The organism is Bacillus sp. FSL P4-0248 (genome assembly GCF_038593305.1).
GTDB lineage: Bacteria > Bacillota > Bacilli > Bacillales > Bacillaceae > Bacillus > Bacillus safensis.
The window spans coordinates 439,121-457,946 of the sequence record NZ_CP151983.1; the positions used below are offsets into that span (position 1 = coordinate 439,121).

General features: G+C 44.1%; 15 protein-coding genes. 7 read left to right on the forward strand and 8 right to left on the reverse strand.

All coding sequences use genetic code 11. The annotated features are described in order from the left end of the window. Window positions 1–5: 5 nt before the first annotated feature. Both NST65_RS02100 and NST65_RS02105 read left to right on the forward strand, forming a co-directional pair. Window positions 6–1,163 (forward strand): amidohydrolase, encoded by a 1,158-nt coding sequence (locus NST65_RS02100; RefSeq protein ID WP_111927532.1) that lies wholly within the window; start codon window positions 6–8, stop codon window positions 1,161–1,163. Then, entirely contained in the window at window positions 1,154–2,488 is a 1,335-nt protein-coding gene (locus NST65_RS02105; protein WP_111927531.1) for an MmgE/PrpD family protein, read from the forward strand. Before NST65_RS02100 ends, NST65_RS02105 begins: the two co-directional genes overlap by 10 nt. Before the next feature lie 60 nt (window positions 2,489–2,548). Here the strand turns inward: NST65_RS02105 and NST65_RS02110 are convergent, their stop codons facing one another. From NST65_RS02110 to NST65_RS02125, 4 genes are all read right to left on the reverse strand, one after another. Further along, a complete protein-coding gene (locus NST65_RS02110; protein WP_034283782.1) occupies window positions 2,549–3,394 on the reverse strand; it encodes a GAF domain-containing protein in 846 nt (281 codons plus the stop codon). Window positions 3,395–3,558: 164 nt separating this feature from the next. Then, a complete protein-coding gene (locus NST65_RS02115; protein WP_034283784.1) occupies window positions 3,559–4,935 on the reverse strand; it encodes an aspartate kinase in 1,377 nt (458 codons plus the stop codon). Between the two features lie 174 nt (window positions 4,936–5,109). After that, a complete protein-coding gene (locus NST65_RS02120; protein WP_046313897.1) occupies window positions 5,110–6,546 on the reverse strand; it encodes an MDR family MFS transporter in 1,437 nt (478 codons plus the stop codon). 16 nt (window positions 6,547–6,562) lie between these two features. After that, complete coding sequence (locus tag NST65_RS02125; protein WP_231293950.1) at window positions 6,563–7,429, reverse strand: TetR/AcrR family transcriptional regulator; 867 nt, start codon at window positions 7,427–7,429, stop codon at window positions 6,563–6,565. Window positions 7,430–7,746: 317 nt separating this feature from the next. Between NST65_RS02125 and NST65_RS02130 the strand changes: the two genes are divergently transcribed. After that, on the forward strand, window positions 7,747–8,058 hold the full coding sequence (locus NST65_RS02130) for a metalloregulator ArsR/SmtB family transcription factor (protein ID WP_034283858.1): 312 nt from the start codon (window positions 7,747–7,749) through the stop codon (window positions 8,056–8,058). A 31-nt stretch (window positions 8,059–8,089) separates the two neighbouring features. Here the strand turns inward: NST65_RS02130 and NST65_RS02135 are convergent, their stop codons facing one another. Further along, a complete protein-coding gene (locus tag NST65_RS02135) occupies window positions 8,090–9,514 on the reverse strand; it encodes a PLP-dependent aminotransferase family protein (protein ID WP_342489277.1) in 1,425 nt (474 codons plus the stop codon). A 109-nt stretch (window positions 9,515–9,623) separates the two neighbouring features. Here NST65_RS02135 and gabT point away from each other — a divergent pair, with 109 nt between their 5' ends. The 3 genes from gabT to NST65_RS02150 are packed head-to-tail and all read left to right on the forward strand — an operon-like array spanning window position 9,624 to window position 13,719. Then, entirely contained in the window at window positions 9,624–10,940 is a 1,317-nt protein-coding gene (gabT, locus tag NST65_RS02140; RefSeq protein ID WP_065215311.1) for a 4-aminobutyrate--2-oxoglutarate transaminase, read from the forward strand. A 21-nt stretch (window positions 10,941–10,961) separates the two neighbouring features. Beyond that, the gene (locus NST65_RS02145) at window positions 10,962–12,350 is read left to right on the forward strand and encodes an APC family permease (RefSeq protein ID WP_034283791.1); all 1,389 of its coding nucleotides are present in this window, start codon (window positions 10,962–10,964) and stop codon (window positions 12,348–12,350) included. Next, window positions 12,325–13,719: an NAD-dependent succinate-semialdehyde dehydrogenase gene (locus NST65_RS02150; protein WP_065215310.1), complete on the forward strand. Its 1,395-nt coding sequence runs from the start codon at window positions 12,325–12,327 to the stop codon at window positions 13,717–13,719. The genes NST65_RS02145 and NST65_RS02150 overlap by 26 nt, the downstream gene beginning before the upstream one ends. A gap of 44 nt (window positions 13,720–13,763) precedes the next feature. On the opposite strand, the gene NST65_RS02155 is transcribed toward NST65_RS02150, so the two are convergent. The 3 genes from NST65_RS02155 to NST65_RS02165 all read right to left on the reverse strand — a co-directional run bounded on the left by NST65_RS02155 (window position 13,764) and on the right by NST65_RS02165 (window position 16,814). Continuing rightward, a complete protein-coding gene (locus NST65_RS02155) occupies window positions 13,764–14,360 on the reverse strand; it encodes an NAD(P)H-dependent oxidoreductase (RefSeq protein WP_034283793.1) in 597 nt (198 codons plus the stop codon). 189 nt (window positions 14,361–14,549) lie between these two features. Further along, entirely contained in the window at window positions 14,550–15,164 is a 615-nt protein-coding gene (locus tag NST65_RS02160) for a DUF1775 domain-containing protein (protein ID WP_041106532.1), read from the reverse strand. Window positions 15,165–15,179: 15 nt separating this feature from the next. Continuing rightward, window positions 15,180–16,814 carry a copper resistance CopC/CopD family protein gene (locus NST65_RS02165; protein WP_041116678.1) on the reverse strand — a complete coding sequence of 545 codons (1,635 nt, stop codon included), beginning with the start codon at window positions 16,812–16,814 and terminating at the stop codon, window positions 15,180–15,182. 507 nt (window positions 16,815–17,321) lie between these two features. On the opposite strand from NST65_RS02165, the gene NST65_RS02170 reads away from it, so the two are divergent. After that, window positions 17,322–18,764: a PTS mannitol transporter subunit IICB gene (locus NST65_RS02170; RefSeq protein ID WP_034283798.1), complete on the forward strand. Its 1,443-nt coding sequence runs from the start codon at window positions 17,322–17,324 to the stop codon at window positions 18,762–18,764. Window positions 18,765–18,826: the final 62 nt, after the last annotated feature.

Consider the following 18,826-nt stretch of genomic DNA (forward strand, 5'->3'; position numbering starts at 1 on the left):
GTCTAGTGAAATCAGTAGGAAATGAAGCTTTAAACAAACGTTTGATTCATATTCGCCGAGCGCTTCATGAGCATCCGGAGCTGGCGTTTGAAGAATATGAAACGACAAAGAAACTGCGCCGCTGGTTAGAAGAGGAAGGGATCACTGTACTTGATATCCCGGCACTTCAAACAGGTGTTGTCTGTGAAATTAAGGGAGAACAAGAGGGACCGACGATTGCTCTGAGAGCCGATATTGATGCACTTCCGATTGAAGAGGCATCTGGCGAACCATTTTCTTCAAAGGTACCGGGTAAAATGCATGCATGCGGTCATGATTTCCATACAGCTTCTATTTTTGGTTCGGCTCTTTTATTAAAAGAGCGGAAACACGAAATCAGAGGAACGGTCCGTATTTTGTTCCAGCCGGCTGAGGAAGTTGCTCAAGGGGCGAAACACGTCATAGAGGCAGGCGTTTTAGATGGAGTCGATGCAATTTTCGGTATGCACAACAAACCTGACCTGCCAGTTGGCACGATTGGCATTAGAGAAAAAGCATTGATGGCGAGTGTGGACCGGTTTGAAATCGATATTAAAGGAACGGGTGGCCACGCCGGTATTCCAAATCACACGGTAGACCCCATTGCCATCAGCGGGCAGATCACAAGCGCCCTTCAGCAAATCGTCAGCCGCCGCATCAGCTCCTTGCATCATGCGGTTGTCAGTATCACACGCATCCAAGGCGGTACATCATGGAATGTCATACCCGACCGTGTTGAGATGGAAGGAACCGTTCGGACGTTTGAGCCTGAAGTAAGAGCGATGATTCCGGAGCTTATGAAACAAATCGTCAGCGGAATTGCAGAAGGATTTGGAGCAGAGGCTGAAGTAAGATGGCATCCTTATTTGCCTTCTGTCATGAATGATGAGCGTCTGACAAAGGTGGTTGAAGAAACGGCTGGTTCGCTTGACTTACATGTCGTGCAGGCAGAGCAGTCACCGGGCGGAGAAGATTTTGCCCTTTATCAGGAACGTATTCCAGGATTTTTTGTATGGATGGGGACTAGTGGTACGAGGGAGTGGCATCACCCTGCGTTTACATTAAATGAAGACGCACTTCCAGTTTCCGCTGCTTTCTTTGCTGAGCTTGCCGTTCGGGCATTGGAGTCTCGATCATGGAATTAACAAAACAACTGGCAGAAGCAGTGCTTTCTGCTGATCCGCTTCAAGATGAACGGGCCATTCAAATGGCGAGAAATGCACTGTTAGACGCTGCGGCATCAGCGCTTGCTGCGAAAGAGGATGAAGGGATTCAGAAGCTGATGCAACTTGTTGAACAGGAAGGCGGAACCGCTCAGATTCCTGTCATTGGACAAGGAAAGAAGGTGAGCCGCCAATCCGCAGCGATGCTGAACGGCTACCTCATCCATGCCCTTGATTATGATGATGTGCACTCAGATGTGAGAGGACATCCAAGTGCGGTCATCATTCCGGCGCTGCTATCACAGCTGACAGACGGCAAAGGGTATGGCGAGCGGTTTTTAGCTGCCTATATCACTGGTGTTGAAGTGATGGCAAGACTTGGCGAATCCATCGGCAAGGCGCATTATGAGCGGGGCTGGCATAATACAGGAACACTCGGAGCCATTGCGGCAGTATGCGCGATTGGTTATTTGAAACAAGTCACACGAGAAGAACTGATGAAAGCAATCGGCTTTGCCGGAGCGCAATCAGCCGGAATGCGGAAGCAATTTGGCTCTGATATGAAACCATTACAAGCCGGCTTAGCTGCTAAAACAGCCGTTTGGTCTATGGACTTAGCTTGTTCAGGTTTTGGCGGGAATGACTCGGTTCTTGATGGCGCACTTGGTTTTTTTTCACTCTATGGAGATCTGGAACTTGCGGAAAGCCGTTTACTAGAGGGCTATGGTTCTACATGGCGTATCGTTTCACCGGGGCTGTGGTTCAAAGTATATCCATTCTGCTCAGCAGCCCACCATGCAGCAGATGCGATCCAATCTTTAACGAAAGAGCGGGCTTTCTTGCCGGAGCAGGTGAAACAGGTCGATGTCATATTCCCGCCAGGCGGAGATGCAGCGCTTATTGAGCAGACACCTTTGACTGGAGAAAAAGGACGTTTCAGTGTCGAATACGTCATCGCACTGGCAGTGTTTGGACAGACGCTTACGCTGGATGCCTTTACGAAAAAAAACATTCCATCAGACATGCGGACATGGATGAAGCGGGTAAGCAGAGGATATGATCAAACGATTGTACCTCATTCCGATGCTGTTCCAAAAGGCCGCTTTACGATTGTGAAGCTCACCTTATCTGACGGCACCACCATCAGCAAACGTGTTGATGTTCCGCAGGGAGCACCCGGACACGCGCTATCGACAGATGATATCATGAAAAAATTAAACAGTGTGACAGACGATTCTCATGCCCAGCTTATGCGGCAGGCAGTAGAAGAGGGGAACGATTCTTCCTTTTTGCAGCTTTTGGTATGATCACGAATGAGGCTCATCCATTGAGATGAGCCTTTCTTTATGGAGTCACAAAATCACAACTTATTCATTCTTGGTAAACGTCAATCCAATATGAGCAAGTGCCTGTGGTAAGTCTTTCCGGATGGTGATGTCTTTAAACGATATATTGGATTGAATCGCACTTAAAGCAAGGTCTTGCTTAATGCCCGTTAAAACTGCCGAAATTCCTAAAAGTCTCAGTGTTTGTGCATAGCTGACCAAATATTGAATGCTTTGTTCATTCAGGCTTTTAGTTCCCGATACATCAATGACCAAATGAGAGAGCGACAGCCTGTAGCTTTCCTGTAAAATGGTTTCCAAAATATGCTGAGCACGTGTCTCTTCGATATCACCAAGCAGAGGAAGCACGGCGACACCATCAACAACAGGTACGATCGGTACAGACAATTGCTTAATCTGCCGGTTAGCACGGTCTAGTTCGAGAACGTAGCTTAATAAAGAAGCCATCGTTTCAAACATATATACATGCTCTTCTGTGAACTGCTTCGGCCTCAAATCAAGTCCGCAAATCGTCCCGTAGTTCGTCCCATCTGTAAAATCAATGGGAACCCCAATAAACGAGCCGCTTTGAAGGTGTTTCGTGACCTCTAAGTATTTAGAACGGTCATCCCTCGAAATGTCAGGGATCACAAGTGTATCCTGATGATCGACCGCCAGCTTGCAAAATGTTTTTTCATAAGGAAGTTCTTCTCCTTCTTCAAGAAGCTGCTCGTCATGATTTAGCACCTTTACAATCTGATTGGTGTTTTGATCATTTTTAGCAATAAACAGTGTATTCACATCAATGAATTGACTCATCATGTTTAAAATACTAGTAGAAGCATCATGAAAATTGCGAAACTGTTTTAATAGTTGTTGACGAGGCATTGTTTTAGGACTCCTTGTAGCTCCGAACATAGGCCGGAACGTATAGTTGATGTGTCTCTATCATACAAAATCAAACAAGAAATAGATACACTTTAATGCGCAAAAACACTCTGATCGTCGAGATGAAAAAAGACTGCCGATCCAAAGATCTGGCAGCCTTCTGATTAAAGAGAGACAGGGACAGTAGACATAGAGAAAAATTCCTCATACAAGGCTTGGACAGCTTCTTTTTCTTGCGCCGCTTTGACACCAAACATCATGCTGACCTCTGAAGAGCCTTGATTGATCATTTCAATATTGACCTTCGCTTTTGACAGCGCCTTTGCCGCTCTTGCTGTTGTGCCAACATTATGACGCATCGCTTCTCCTACAACCATAATCAGCGAGAGATTTCGCTCTAAAACGACCTCATCTGCATCAAGCACGAGCTTCAAGCGGTCTAGCAGCTCCTCTTCAATATGCTGCTCCTCCAGCTGATCCTGCCGTAAAATAATGGTCATATCATCAATGCCAGAAGGAACATGCTCATACGTAAGCCCATACTCTTCTAGTGTTTGCAGCACCTTTCGTCCAAAACCGACTTCTCTGTTCATCAAATATTTACTAATGTAAATGCTGCAAAATCCATTGTCTGAGGCGATTCCAACAACAGGTCCATTTGTATGGTCCCGCTGATTTACGATTTTTGTCCCTTTTGCCGACGGGTTGTTGGTGTTTTTAATCTGAACTGGAATACCTGCACGGAAGGCAGGAATAAGTGCTTCATCATGGAACACAGAAAAACCAGCATAGGACAGCTCGCGCATTTCCCGGTATGTCAGCTCTGTAATCTCTTTCGGTTCATGAACAATCGTTGGATTGACGGCATAGACAGCATCGACATCTGTAAAGTTTTCATATACATCTGCCTTCAGGCCATTCGCCAAAATGGAGCCGGTAATATCGGAGCCGCTTCGCGAAAAGGTGACGATGTCTCCCGCTAGACTAAAGCCAAAAAAGCCAGGGAATATAATAATGCCAGAGCGCTCTCTTAATTTGTACAAATGATCATAAGACTCCGGCAGAACTTGCGCTTGGCCAGGCTCATCGCTCACAAACAAACCAGCTTCCTTTGGATTCACATAATGAGCTTCCACACCTTGGTGGCGGAAATAGGCGGCAATGAGCTTAGCGTTATTGTCTTCACCGCTTGCTTTAATGGCATCAAGATAGCACTCAGGGCGGGATGAATCAGCCTGTAATAATGTGTCTAGATCTTGCCTGATGGTATCGATAATGTCTTGACCTAATCCGAGTTCATCCGCTATTGAGGCATACCTCTCGATGACTGCTTCCTTTAAATCATGTGCTTCGCCTAAACGTAAATATTGTTCACCGCAGCTAATTAATAGATCGGTGACCTTCGTATCCGTTGAATGCCGTTTTCCTGGTGCGGAAACAACGACTGCTTTTCGAGCTGGATCTGCTGTTACAATGTCAAATACCTTTTGCAGCTGCTTGCCAGATGCAAGTGAACTGCCACCAAATTTAACGACCTTCAATGCATACATCTCCTATAGTAAAAATTTTCTCACAAATTGAATAGTTCCTATTATCAACTCTTTTCCTTAAATTATCAAGGTTTTTCTTTACTAGAAATACAAATGTGTTTTCGGAGAGGACGATATTGTATGAGTATATGAAAAAAGAGCCGGCCATATGCCGAGCTCTTTTTCTTATGAAGAAGACGAGGAGGAAGATAGTTCCTGCTTCATCACTTTATTCTCACGTTTTTTTTCCTTTAAGAAAAAGGAGAGGACGAGTCCAATGACCGCAATCAGACCAGAAATGAAGAATGACGTATTCATTCCATGAACGGCCGATTTTAATGGATTGGCCAATTCTGCATTTGCAGCAGAGGTGCTCATGATGGAAACAAGCACAGCCGTTCCAATGGAACCGCCTATTTGTCTCATCGTGTTATTCATCGCTGTCCCATGAGGGATCAAATGAGGCGGTAAAGAGTTAATACCTGCGGTTGTCAGCGGCATCATGATCATCCCAACCCCAATTAAGCGAAGCGTGTAGGCGACCGTAATGAGGGCGATTGATGAATCAAGGGTGAGCAGCATAAACGGCAGGGTGGTAACGGTGAGTATCGTAAAACCGCCTAATGCCAGCCCTTTTCCGCCGACTTTATCAAAAATCCGTCCAATAATCGGTGACAGGAGTCCCATGAAGAGAGCACCTGGCAGTAAGATAAGCCCTGTATCAAGTGCAGACAGCCCTCTGACATTCTGCGTATAAAGCGGCAGAATCGTCTCTGTACCAATCAATAAAGCAAAGACAAGCATCCCAAGGAAGGTTGTTAAGCTAAAGATCGCAAATTTAAATACACCAAACTCAAGCATCGGTCTTGTTAAGTTCGACTGGCGCAGGATAAAGAAGAACAAGCTCACAGCGCCGACAATCAGCGAAATGAGAACAGTCGCACTCGTCCATCCATACGTGCCGACACTAGAAAATCCATAAAGCAGCCCGCCGAAACCGAAGGACGACAAGATGACAGATAACACATCAATACGTGTCTCTCTTTGCTGCGTCACATTTTTCATTAAGAAGAAAGCAAGAATGAGATCAATGATACCGATTGGCAGAACAATATAGAACAAGAACTTCCAGCTGAAGGAGTCAACAATCCAGCCGCCAAGTGTTGGCCCAAGTGCAGGTGCGAACGAAATGACAAGTCCGACCATGCCCATTGCCTGCCCGCGTTTTTCTTTCGGGAAAATGGTTAAAAAGATCGTTTGCATCAGCGGCATTAAAATCCCTGCACCGGCTGCCTGCACGATACGCGCTGCAAGTAACACCGGGAAATTCGTTGCAAATGAAGCAAGAATTGTACCGGCTGTAAAGATGCTAAGTGCCGTTAAAACTAAAGAACGGCTTGAAAATTTCTCAATGAGGAAAGCCGTAATGGGGATGAGAATCCCGTTTGTCAGCATAAAGGCTGTTGTAAGCCACTGTCCTTTGCTGACCTCAATATTGAAATCTTCCATGATATGCGGGATCGCTGGAATGAGAAGCGTTTGGTTTAAAATCGCGACGAATGCCCCAACGAGGAAAATCCCAACAATCACAGATCGATTATACGATGTAGTTGATTGGTTCATGTTATCCCTTCTTTATCTATAAAATGATGTTTTTCAGCTGTGACACGTTTTGTGATAAAACGCTGTTTTTGCCTAAATAATCGAGCAGTGAGCTGACTAAAAAGGTTCTCGGTTCATCCTTTGATAATTCTTGATTGAGCAGCTCATACGCAGAGAGGAGATCGTCCTTTTCTTCTCCGTTTGACAGTGCGTGAAGCTCTTGTTTGATCTTCGTTAAGTACGAGATGACAAGTTTTTCTTCATCATATCCGTCCTGTGAGGAAAACAAATAAGATTCCATCAGCTGATCTGTTAACACAGGCTCAATTGAGCAAGGTTTTTTCGATACACGGTCCATCACACCGATAATCATCTCGGCAGCATTTTCTAATTTGATGTTCTTGTGCTCAATCGCCAGCATTAAGATGAATTCTCTCATTAATCCATTGAGAACAATCACGAGATCCCAGACATAAGGAGCGACGGATTCACCATATGTGCTCAAAATAATGTCTCTGTGCCGCTGCATGATAATGGAGCGTGTCTCGCGTAAGTGTTTAATGACAATAGGCGAATGCTGAGAAAAAGCTTCAAAGGACAGCATGTTCAAAAATTTATGATTCTCTTTAAACTCTTCAAGCTCAAGCTTGATCTTCTTTGTGAATTTTTCCTTTTTGGACAGCGTCGTTTCTGAATGAATGATGCGGGAAATCTCTCTCATTTTGCGCTGATTGTATTTAATCAGTTCTAGTAGAAGAGCTTCCTTTGAATCAAACAGTTTATAAATAGACGCTTTTGATATTTTACAGGCATCGGCAATTGACTGCATGGAGACACTCATATAGCCTTTTTGAGAAAATAATTTCTTTGAAACCCGCAAAATCTCTTCTTGCTTTTCGTTCATCTTCATAAGTCCTTTCCGAATCGGCAAAACCATAGGGTCACAATGGAAACCGAGTGGTCACTTTTGCTATGATAACAAAACCAATGCCCTAAGACAAGAAAATGAACTTAAAAAAATACCCGTCTGCATGACAGGTATTTTATCCTTCCGCATGTGCGGTATATATTTTTGTTTTGCCGTGAAGTTCGATGACCAAAATGTCTTTCTTCAAAGCAGTCTCATTACTCATAGACGTTTGTGAAGCCATATTGTTACTTGACCGTCAGCTTCAGGTGAATGAGATTGTATGTTGGCACAAAATACGATACATTTATTGTATGACGAATCCAAACCATCCAAACAAAGAAGATATGAGACTGATTTCTGTGCTGCACGCATTGGCTGATCCAATCCGGTTAGAAATTGTCCGCTGCTTAGCAGAGGCGGGGGAGAGGACATGCGGCACGTATGAGATGAATATTGCCAAATCCACGCTTTCCCATCACTTCAAAGTGCTGAGGGAGGCAGGCGTCGTGAAAGTGAGAATTGACGGGAAGCACCGTTACTATTCTTTAAGAAAAGAAGACATCGAGACCGCTTTTCCTGGACTCATGTCATCGATTCTAGCTATAGATAAAAAGCGGTGGTAAGCCAGCTGTCTGTGAAGAGCAGCTGGCTGTTTTATTTCCCGAAAATGGCGTCATACAGCCGTTTCACTGCCGGCTGAATATCCTCTTGCTTCATATGTGAGAAGCCGAGGACAAGCGGAACAAAGCCTGGCTGATGCCCCGGCAATTGCTCATCAAGGGTAAAACGATCCATTCCGTACATTTTCAGCTTTCTTTCCTTCGCTCGCTGTAAAATCTCATGCTGCGTTCGATTTGAGCGGAACTCTGCAATAAAATGAAGACCGGCATTTTCTCCAATAATCCGCACATTGTCAGTAAAAACCGTATTGAGCTCTTCAATGAGCTGCTTCCGTTTTTCCTCATATAAACCATTCATTCTTTTAATATGCCGTTGATACGCCCCATCTTTTATAAAATGAAGAAGGGTGTATTGTGTAAAAAGATTAGCTGTTTGAATGAAAAAATGCTGTTCCTCCTTATAGCGTCTCAATAAATGCTGAGGCAGCACCATATAGCTTAGTCGCAAGCCGGGCAGCAATGATTTTGAAAAGGTGCCCATATAAATGACTTTGTCATATCGGTCAAGACTTTGCAGCGCCGGAATGCTGTCTGTGCCATATTTAAATTCACTGTCATAATCATCCTCAATGATATAACGATCTGGCTGATCGGCTGCCCAGTTTAACAGCTGAATGCGCCGGGAAATCGGCATAATCACCCCTGTTGGAAATTGATGTGAAGGGGTAATGATCAACACATTTGGCTGTTTCTTATGAATATCACTCATCCGCACACCTTTTTGGTCAATGCCAATCGTTTCAATTTGGTGATGATTGTTTTTCAGCATTTGATAGAGCCGGCGGTAGCCAGGGTTTTCTAACCCGTATATTTGATCAGGCGGAAGAATGCTTGATAACGAATGGATCAGTGACTGTGTGCCTGCACTTAAAATGAGCTGTTCTGGATAGCATTTGACCCCTCGTGCAAGTCCGATCAATCGGGCAATCGTTTCCCGCAGCTCATACACACCTTGTGGATGCGGAAGCTCACCGAAGGCATCTTGGTGGAGATGGATCGCCTTTTGTTCGCTTTTCAGCCAGCTTTTAAATGGAAAGTTCGCTGTATCGACGGAGATATGTGAAAAGGAATACCAGTCGTCTCGTGCAATCGGTTCTTCCTTTAAATCTACAGGAAGAGAAGAGGGTTTTAGCTGACCAGATTCATGAAACGTTTCTAGTGATTCCACGAAAAACCCTTTGCGTTCAACCGAATATAAATATCCCTCGGCAAGCAGCTGCTGATAGGCGCCATTCACTGAATTAACGCTGACGTTTAATGTATCGGCTAACTCTCGTTTGGACGGTAATTGATCATGCGGCTGAAGGTTGCGGTTTAAGATTTCCCCTTTAATTTTCGTATAAATTTGATGATAAATATATCCGTTTTGCCCTGTTTGATCTAGTTGAATTGTCAGCATCTCATCATTCCATCCTCTCTGATACCATGAAAAAAATGATATTGGTACTTTCTATCATACCAAAAAATATTCAGAATAATAAAAAAGGATATAAAGGGGATGGATGACAATGAGTCAAACGACAACAAACCGTTTTTCAACTGAAGAATGGCAGGGGAAAAGAGATCAATACGTCGCAAGAGGCGTGAGTAATGGCAACCGTCATCTTGCAGCGAAGGGGAAAGGAGCCGAGCTGTTCGATATTGATGGGAACCGATTTATCGATTTTGCAGGCGCCATTGGCACATTAAACGTAGGACATTCACATCCAAAGGTCGTGGAAGCGGTCAAAGCACAGGCAGAGAGCCTGATTCACCCAGGATTCAACGTGATGATGTACGAATCGTATATCGAATTGGCAGAGAAGCTGTGCCATCTCACACCAGGGGATCATGATAAGAAAGCCATTTTTCTTAATTCAGGTGCAGAAGCTGTTGAAAATGCGGTGAAAATTGCACGTAAATATACGAAAAGACAGGCCGTTGTGTCGTTCACAAGAGGTTTTCACGGCAGAACGAATATGACAATGAGCATGACGAGCAAGGTCAAGCCATATAAATTTGGCTTCGGGCCATTCGCATCTGAGGTGTACCAAGCACCGTACCCTTATTACTATCAAAAACCTGAAGGATTAAGCGATGCTGCTTACGACGAGTACATCATTGATCAATTCAATCAATTCTTCGTCGCAGCCGTTGCACCAGAAACCGTTGCTTGTGTGGTCATGGAACCAGTCCAAGGGGAGGGCGGATTCATTGTGCCATCGAAGCGCTTCGTTCAGCATGTCGCTTCCTTCTGTCAGCAGCACGGGATTGTCTTTGTTGCAGATGAAATCCAAACCGGTTTTGCAAGAACAGGGAAATACTTTGCGATTGAGCACTTTGATGTGGTACCGGACTTAATTACTGTGTCAAAATCTCTTGCAGCTGGCTTACCGCTGAGCGGAGTCGTTGGCAGAAAAGAAATGCTTGATGCGGCAGATCCAGGGGAGCTTGGGGGAACATATGCAGGAAGTCCGTTAGGCTGTGTAGCTGCACTGGCTGTCCTTGATATCATTGAAACAGAACAACTGAATCAACGATCTGAACATATTGGACAAGTCATTGAGGACAAAGCCAATGAATGGAGAACAGCGTATCCATTCATTGGGGAAGTCCGCCGGTTAGGGGCAATGGCGGCAATTGAAATTGTGGAAGATCAAACAACGCGTACACCAGATAAGAAAAGAGCCGCAGCGATTGCAGCATATGCAAATGAGCACGGGCTGCTTCTTTTAACGGCAGGGATTAATGGGAATGTCATTCGCTTCTTAACACCACTTGTCATCACAGATGAGCTGCTTCACGAAGGACTAGGGATCATAGAGGACGCCTTCAAAGCACGCTAAACAACAAAGGGGGATGGTTGTATGCAAAAACAACAAATGGCAAAAACCATGTCGCAGTCAGACGTACTGTTTTTGTCCATTGGTGCAATGCTTGGCTGGGGCTGGGTTGTACTTTCGGGAGATTGGATTTTAACAGCTGGATTTTTAGGCAGTGTGATTGCTTTCGTTATAGGCGGTATTCTCGTCATCTTTATCGGACTTACGTATGCTGAGCTTTCGTCTGCGATTCCAGAGACAGGCGGAGGGCTCGTTTTTGTCCAGCGGGCATTTGGGATGAAAGCAGCGTTCGTCTCAGCATGGGGCGTATTATTTGGTTATGTGTCTGTGATTACGTTTGAAGCTGTCGCTTTGCCGACCGTCATTGATTATGTGATTCCAACACAGCATGCTGGCTTCTTATGGAATATAGGGGGATGGGACGTTTATTTCACGTGGGTATTGATTGGATCTGGCGGTGCATTGTTTTTAACAGCGCTGAATTACATTGGGGCGAAGCCTGCTGCCATTTTTCAGTCCGTGTTCACAGTGGCGATTATTCTGACAGGTTTTCTCCTTTTAGGCGGCGCAACATTTAATGGAGATTTTGCAAACCTTGAGCCGATGTTTCAAGGCGGGGTTGGCGGTCTTATGGCGGTGTTAGTCATGATTCCCTTTTTATTCGTTGGGTTTGATGTCATTCCGCAAGTAGCGGCGGAGATTAACGCACCAAAAAAAATCATTGGGAGAATCTTGATTATTTCCATCGTGAGTGCGGTCATTTTTTATCTGCTTATTGTTTTTGGGGTAGCTGCTGGAATGTCAAAGGGACAGCTTGAAGCCTCTTCATTAGCAACAGCAGATGCGATGGTTCAGCTTCTCGGTCATCAAGCGTTTGGAACAGTGCTGGTTATTGGCGGTGTAGCAGGGATTGTGACGAGCTGGAATGCTTTTATTATCGGTGCAAGCCGTATTCTATATGCTATGGCGGAAAGAGGTATGATTTCCAAATGGTTTGCGTATATTCATCCAAAGTATAAAACACCGACAAATGCCATTTTATTTCTTGGAGCTTTAGCTTTTTTCGCTCCATTATTAGGGCGTCCTGCCCTCGTATGGATTGTCAATGCAGGCGGTGTCGGAATCATCGTCGGGTACTTAATAGTATCCATTGCCTTTATGAGACTTCGGAAAACAGAACCTGAGCTGGAGCGTCCATATCGCATAAAATATTGGCGGACGACAGGTGTTTTAGCTATCGGACTGAGTCTTCTTTTCCTTTCATTTTACTTTCCAGGAATGCCGGCCTCCTTATCTTGGCCAGCTGAATGGATATTGCTTTTAGGTTGGGTACTCATTGGGTATATACTATATGTAATGAATCCAAGAACGAAGGAGACGATAGAGCATGACAAACGAACTCAAAGTGTATAATCCTGCAACAGGAGAAGAAATTGCTTCAGTTGCTCAGCATACAAAAGAACAGATCGAAGACGCAATTTCCCGTTCACACAAAGCATTTAAATCATGGGCAAAAACGTCAGCGCATGAACGTGCCAATATCATTCGCAAGTGGTTTGATCTGATGATTGAGCATAAAGAAAGGCTTGCGAAAATCATCACAGAAGAAAACGGAAAGCCGTATCAAGAAGCATTAGGAGAAATCGTCTATGCGGCTGGTTATATTGAATGGTACGCAGAAGAAGCAAAGCGAATCTACGGCAGAACCATCCCGTCACATACGACGAACAAACGCCTTTTCGTCACAAAACAGCCAGTTGGTCCTGTTGCTGCCATTACTCCGTGGAATTTCCCTGCGGCGATGATTACGAGAAAGGCAGCTCCTGCGCTTGCAGCAGGCTGTACGTTTATTGTAAAACCTGCTGAAGACACACCGCTGACAGCTATAGAACTAGTAAAATTAGGTCATGAAGCCGGCATTCCAGAGGATGCACTGCAATGGGTTGTGGGAGATGGCAAAGAAGTGGGTGAAATCTTCACAGATAGTCCATTGATTCGAAAAATCACGTTTACAGGCTCAACGCCCGTCGGGAAGCACCTGATCAAAAACAGTGCCAGTACAGTCAAACACGTATCAATGGAGCTTGGCGGTCATGCTCCGCTCATCGTAGACAAGGATGCGAATCTTGAACTAGCTGTCAAACAAGCAGTGGCATCTAAGTTTCGGAACGCAGGGCAAACCTGTGTCTGTGCCAACCGCTTAATTGTGCATGAAGACATTCATGAAGCATTTGCGCAAAGATTCAGCAAAGAAGTAGAAAAGCTGAAAGTAGGAAATGGCTTTGAAGAAGGCACATCCATCGGTCCAATTATCAACAAGCGCGGCTTTGATAAAATTGTCGGTCAAATTCAAGATGCAGTGGATAAAGGGGCGAAAGTTCTTGTCGGCGGCGAAACGCATTTCGACGATGACAAATCATATTATTTTGTCCAGCCAACGGTTCTTACACATGTGGACCCTTCGATGAACATTATGCATGAAGAGACCTTTGGTCCAGTGGCACCTATTACGACATTCAAAACGTTAGACGAGGCAATTGAATTAGCCAACGATACACCTTTTGGCCTTGCAGCTTATTTCTTTACAGAAAATTATCGGAACGGACTCTACATTTCAGAACATCTCGATTATGGGATCATTGGCTGGAATGATGGCGGTCCATCGGCTGTCCAAGCACCTTTTGGCGGTATGAAAGAAAGCGGAATTGGGCGAGAAGGCGGCATCGAAGGAATCGAGCCTTATTTAGAAACAAAATATGTATCCATTGGTTTAGACGAATAAACGTGAAAAAGACTGTCAGAGGAATCTCGGCAGTCTTTTTTATGTTAAACAGCAGGCGGGAAAAGCTGATCCACCGTTTCTTTCGTTTCTTTCAGAATTTCATGTATGTAATCTGCAGATGCCTGCTCCATGCTGCTGAACAAAAGCCGTTCGACAGGCTGAACGCCAATAAAATTGAAGACTTCTGTATCAGTTGTCATGTGATGGGAGGAGGTGGAAATCTTATTGGAATTAAGAAAAGTCCTCGGTGCATCGTGGGTGTTGATAATGACACCTTTTTTGTGCCGAAGCAGATTTTCAATCTCTCCATCCTCACTGATCTGATAAGCAAAACCTTCAGAAAAGACGCGTTCTACATATCCTTTTAGCATAGCCGGCAAGCCTGTCCACCATATTGGAAAAATAAACGTCAGCACATCCGCTTGCTGAATCAGCGTCTGCTCTCTTTGAATGGCAATCGGGACATCACCGCATTTGATGGCAGCCTTTTCTGCAATGGTGAGCTCTGGCGAAAAACCTAGGGCATAGACATCACGAACAGTCACTTTATGACCATTGTTCAATAGAGTGCTCACAACAAGATCTAATAAGGTTTGATTTAAGCTTTGCTGGGGATGAGCAAATATGATTACATGGTTCATCTCATAGCCTCCTATGTGGTCATCTGTCTCATTATGTCACGCAGCTTTATCCTATTCAATCCTATATTGGTAATAACAAGTTGGGAAAATGGAAAATAATTGATCGTGATAAAAGTAAACAGTGCGATTTGTACATGTGTAAAGGAAGAAAAAGCGATCGTTTCTAAGAAAACGATCGCTCATACACTTTTATTTCTTTCTAAAAGCAAGTCCAAGTGCAATCAGTGCCACGACTAGAGCAGCAATGGACAGACCAAGGACAAGTGGTGAGGAAGAAGCAGTGGCTGTTTCAGAGGCCTTTTCTTCTTTTGGTTTTTCCTGGCCATGTGAATCCGTTACAGTATTAGATGCCACAATGTTTGTGATGGAATGAGGTTTATCAGCATCTTTATCGCCAGTCCATTCAACGACTGTTCCATCCTTATAATATTGATACGCATCCCAAGCAGCTTCACCTGCTTTTTCAGGGTTTTTCGCTACAAAAACGAATTGCTGGAATTGTCCAGCAAGCACACCTTTACCTGTTGCTTCCCAAGTCACTCTTGTTACCTTGCCATCTTTCTCTTCAGTTGATGTTTTCCAGCCAGGTACTGGCTCATATTGCTGGAATTCTACGCCTTTAGGAATTGTCACGACAACCTTAGTCGTCGGGCTGTCACTCTCAGAAGGAACCTTTAATGTATAGGTCTCCCAAGCATTTGTCGCAGATGTATCAGGCTTGACTGTTACGTGCGCACTCACAGGAATCGCCAATAAAAATGAAGCGAGAAGCATTGGTAATAAAGCTTTAACGTATTTTTTCATATGTGATAACTCCTTTTAGTTTCTTCTAATAAATGTGGTATCGATATTCTTAAAAGAACCAGTTAACGCATGGATTTCAATTTTCCATGTGCCTTTTTCATTTAATAAGAGATTTTCAGCAGAGAAATGACCATTTTTTAATCGTTTCAGCTGAAATTCACTCGGTGTCTCATCACCGAATAAAGCCACCTTATGGATCTTGGCTGTCACAGATTGAATATCAGTGATCGTTTCGCCATTCTTCTTTGTAAATGCCACTTCGAATGAGTTTTTCCCCGGGGCATTCGGAGTAATGCTCAAGGACACAATATCACGATGCTCGACCTGATTTGCGCCAAAGAAGGGCTCTGGTGCAGGCGGAGGAGGGCTCGGAATATTGGTAAAGACAGCCGTTAATAACAAAATGGCGATCCCGATCATCCATTCAGCTCGTAAGGAAATGCTGCGTTTCTGCTTCTTTTCCCATCTCAGCATCAAGTAATGCATAAGCCCAAGAAGGCCCATGATGATAAATAAACCAAGCTTGATTAAAAAGGTGCGTCCGTATGCTGATTGGAAAAGAGCGTCAAACGATTGCAAAATAAAGATCGCATTCACAAATCCTGAAAACACAATGAGTCCAACGGAGAGCAGTGCCCAAGGATGAAATGCTGCTAGTGTACTCCGTATGAGCGGCTCATCTTCATTTGGCAGTTTCTTTATCAATAGAAGGACAATGGCTGTTAAACCACCGACCCAAATCGAAGCAGAGATGAGATGGATGAAATCAAGTGATGTTGTGAGTATTTTATTGTCTGTTGCGGCTGGATGTCCGATTTGTGCCTTCAGCCAAAGAAGCACTATGAAGAGAAGCAGTGGAAACAGCCAAACTCGAAAAGAAGAGAAATCCCCTTTTCTCACCGCCACAATTGTCCAGATGGTGAGAAGAACAAATGACGCCATAAGCATCATCCACAGACTACCGCCAGAAGTGGACGCAATCGTTTCTTGTAAAAGCGAAGGCTGAAATGCCCCCCAAAAGGACACGTCTGCCGCTGATTTTGTCTGAATCGGCAGCTGGAACACAAGTGCTCCGCCCATCATGATCAATGACACGGTCAAAAGCCGCTTCATTCGTTTCTCCAATACAGGTGAAATCGTATTCTTAAACCAAAGCAGTCCAAACAAAATGGTCCCAAGGAATAAGCTGAATGACGTATAAAGAAAGGCTTTATCAATAGTTGAAGCCATATCTATGGATTCATCCGTTTGGCCTTGCTCTAATTGGTCAAAACCGCCATCCGCTTTTCCAATACTAAACGGAATCATGCCAGAGACAGAGTGTCCGTCCGCTGATACCGCATTCCACTGAATGGTGTAAATCCCTTTTGGTAAATTCTTTTTTAAAGCTGCTTCCATGATCTTTTGATCTTTAATGACCGTATCTCCTTTATCCACACGATCACCTTTTGCATTTAACACCTTAATGGCATGAAAGCCGCTTTCAATTCCTTCACTAAATGTGATCGAGACTGAAGGAGGCTGCTGATCCAGCTCTTCATTTGCTGCTGGGTTCGAGCTCACGACGTATGCGTGAGCGAATGCTTCCTTTGGAATGAAAAAAGCGAACATGACCATAAGAAGCAGAAGCCACTTACTATTTTTAAACAAGGTGAATAACCGCCTTTCTACCTATGAAAATGTCTCATGTATCAGAAAGAAAGCGGCAGTAAACTGTGAGTCACAGAAAAAACCGCTCTTCCTATTGTACCGCCCTCTTTAAAAGGTAAACGAAACAAACAGCAAGATGGTTCACTTTTTCTGTGTCATGTCTGCGCAGACATTTCTTAATTGAATAGGTTTGATCAATTATAAGCCTATTCGATTTAAGAAGAGGAAACAAGAAGAGACCATTTGAAAGTTGTGAAATTCCCATGAATTTTGTTTCAAAACAACGGCAGATCAACCTTTTCACCCCTTTTGTATTGGGATCTGAAGGTATTTTCACATCATTTTTCAATTTTGTCACACACTATGTGACAAAGTGACATTTAGTTTCAATTGAAGAGAAAGTGAAAGCGTTTTACGATAGGCATAAGGGCTTCACTGAATCTTGTTCTTATATCTTTTGACCTATAAAGCCCTAAATAAAGGGAGAGAAGAAAGGAGTTTTCATAGATGCAGGAAAAAAGCGGATTTCGAGTAAAAGTACAGCGCTTTGGAAGCTATTTAAGCGGTATGATCATGCCGAATATTGGAGCGTTTATCGCTTGGGGACTCATCACCGCATTATTCATTCCAAGTGGTTATTTTCCAAATGAACAATTAAATACACTTGTTGGTCCAATGATCAACTACTTGCTGCCGCTCTTAATCGGTTACACAGGCGGGAAGCTCGTATATGACCATCGAGGCGGGGTACTCGGTGCAACCGCTACGATTGGGGTTATTGTCGGTTCGGACATCCCAATGTTTTTAGGCGCAATGATCATGGGACCGCTTGGCGGTTATCTCATTAAGAAAATCGACCAGCTGTTTAAAGACCGAATCAAATCAGGCTTTGAAATGCTGATTAATAACTTTAGTGCAGGTATTCTAGGTGCCATTTTAGTCGCCATTGCTTTCTACGCCATCGGTCCAGTGGTTCTAGGCCTGAATAAAGCCCTTGCGGCAGGTGTAGATATCATTGTCAATGCACATTTACTTCCGCTGGCAAGTATTTTTATTGAACCAGCGAAAGTATTGTTCTTAAACAATGCAATTAACCAAGGAATTTTAGGTCCATTAGGGGTGGAGCAAGCGGCGAAGACAGGCCAGTCCGTTCTGTTCTTGCTTGAAACAAACCCAGGACCAGGTCTAGGTGTTCTTCTAGCCTACATGTTCTTTGGGAGAGGGACTGCAAAGCAGTCTGCACCGGGTGCGATTGTCATTCAATTTTTAGGGGGAATCCATGAGATTTACTTCCCATACATCTTAATGAAGCCAAAGCTCATTTTGGCGGTTATTGCTGGGGGAGCAAGCGGCGTTCTGACCTTTACACTGTTAAATGCAGGCTTAAAGGCTGTGCCGTCACCAGGAAGTATCATCGCTCTTATGCTCATGTCACCAAAAGGCGGCCACCTTGCTGTTCTAGCAGGTGTTGTCGTGGCAGCTGTTGTATCGTTCCTTGTCGCTTCTGTCATTTTGAAAGCGTCTAAAGCAGTGGACGAAGACTTAACAGCAGCAACTGAAAAAATGCAAGACATGAAAGGCAAGAAAAGTGCAGCAGCAGCTGCTCTTACAGCACAAAAAGAAGGTGCTGAAGCAAGCGAGCAAGCAGCATCTCCAGATGAAATCAATCCAGATAACGTGAACAAAATCATCTTTGCCTGTGATGCAGGAATGGGCTCAAGTGCGATGGGTGCGTCCGTTTTAAAGAATAAAGTCAAAAAGGCAGAGCTAGATATTGATGTAACAAATACATCCATCAGCAACATCCCAGATGATGCCGATGTGGTCTTTACTCATAAAGATTTAACAGATAGAGCCAAGGCAAAACTGCCAGGAGCTGTCCATATCTCAGTTGATAATTTCTTAAACAGCCCGAAATACGATGAGCTGATTGAGAAATTGAAAAAATAACATGACGAAACGGGTTGAGTCCAATTTTTCCTAATTGAACTCCCCGTTTTGGTTGTTTTCTG

Excerpts from the sequence above, each read along its gene's own strand:
- NST65_RS02110 (WP_034283782.1), bottom strand. The coding sequence starts at position 3,394 with ATGCCTCGTCAACAACTATTAAAACAGTTTCGCAATTTTCATGATGCT.
- NST65_RS02155 (WP_034283793.1), bottom strand. The coding sequence starts at position 14,360 with ATGAACCATGTAATCATATTTGCTCATCCCCAGCAAAGCTTAAATCAA.
- NST65_RS02130 (WP_034283858.1), top strand. The coding sequence starts at position 7,747 with ATGACGAATCCAAACCATCCAAACAAAGAAGATATGAGACTGATTTCT.
- NST65_RS02120 (WP_046313897.1), bottom strand. The coding sequence starts at position 6,546 with ATGAACCAATCAACTACATCGTATAATCGATCTGTGATTGTTGGGATT.
- gabT (WP_065215311.1), top strand. The coding sequence starts at position 9,624 with ATGAGTCAAACGACAACAAACCGTTTTTCAACTGAAGAATGGCAGGGG.
- NST65_RS02105 (WP_111927531.1), top strand. The coding sequence starts at position 1,154 with ATGGAATTAACAAAACAACTGGCAGAAGCAGTGCTTTCTGCTGATCCG.
- NST65_RS02125 (WP_231293950.1), bottom strand. The coding sequence starts at position 7,429 with ATGAACGAAAAGCAAGAAGAGATTTTGCGGGTTTCAAAGAAATTATTT.
- NST65_RS02150 (WP_065215310.1), top strand. The coding sequence starts at position 12,325 with ATGACAAACGAACTCAAAGTGTATAATCCTGCAACAGGAGAAGAAATT.
- NST65_RS02170 (WP_034283798.1), top strand. The coding sequence starts at position 17,322 with ATGCAGGAAAAAAGCGGATTTCGAGTAAAAGTACAGCGCTTTGGAAGC.
- NST65_RS02160 (WP_041106532.1), bottom strand. The coding sequence starts at position 15,164 with ATGAAAAAATACGTTAAAGCTTTATTACCAATGCTTCTCGCTTCATTT.
- NST65_RS02135 (WP_342489277.1), bottom strand. The coding sequence starts at position 9,514 with ATGCTGACAATTCAACTAGATCAAACAGGGCAAAACGGATATATTTAT.
- NST65_RS02145 (WP_034283791.1), top strand. The coding sequence starts at position 10,962 with ATGCAAAAACAACAAATGGCAAAAACCATGTCGCAGTCAGACGTACTG.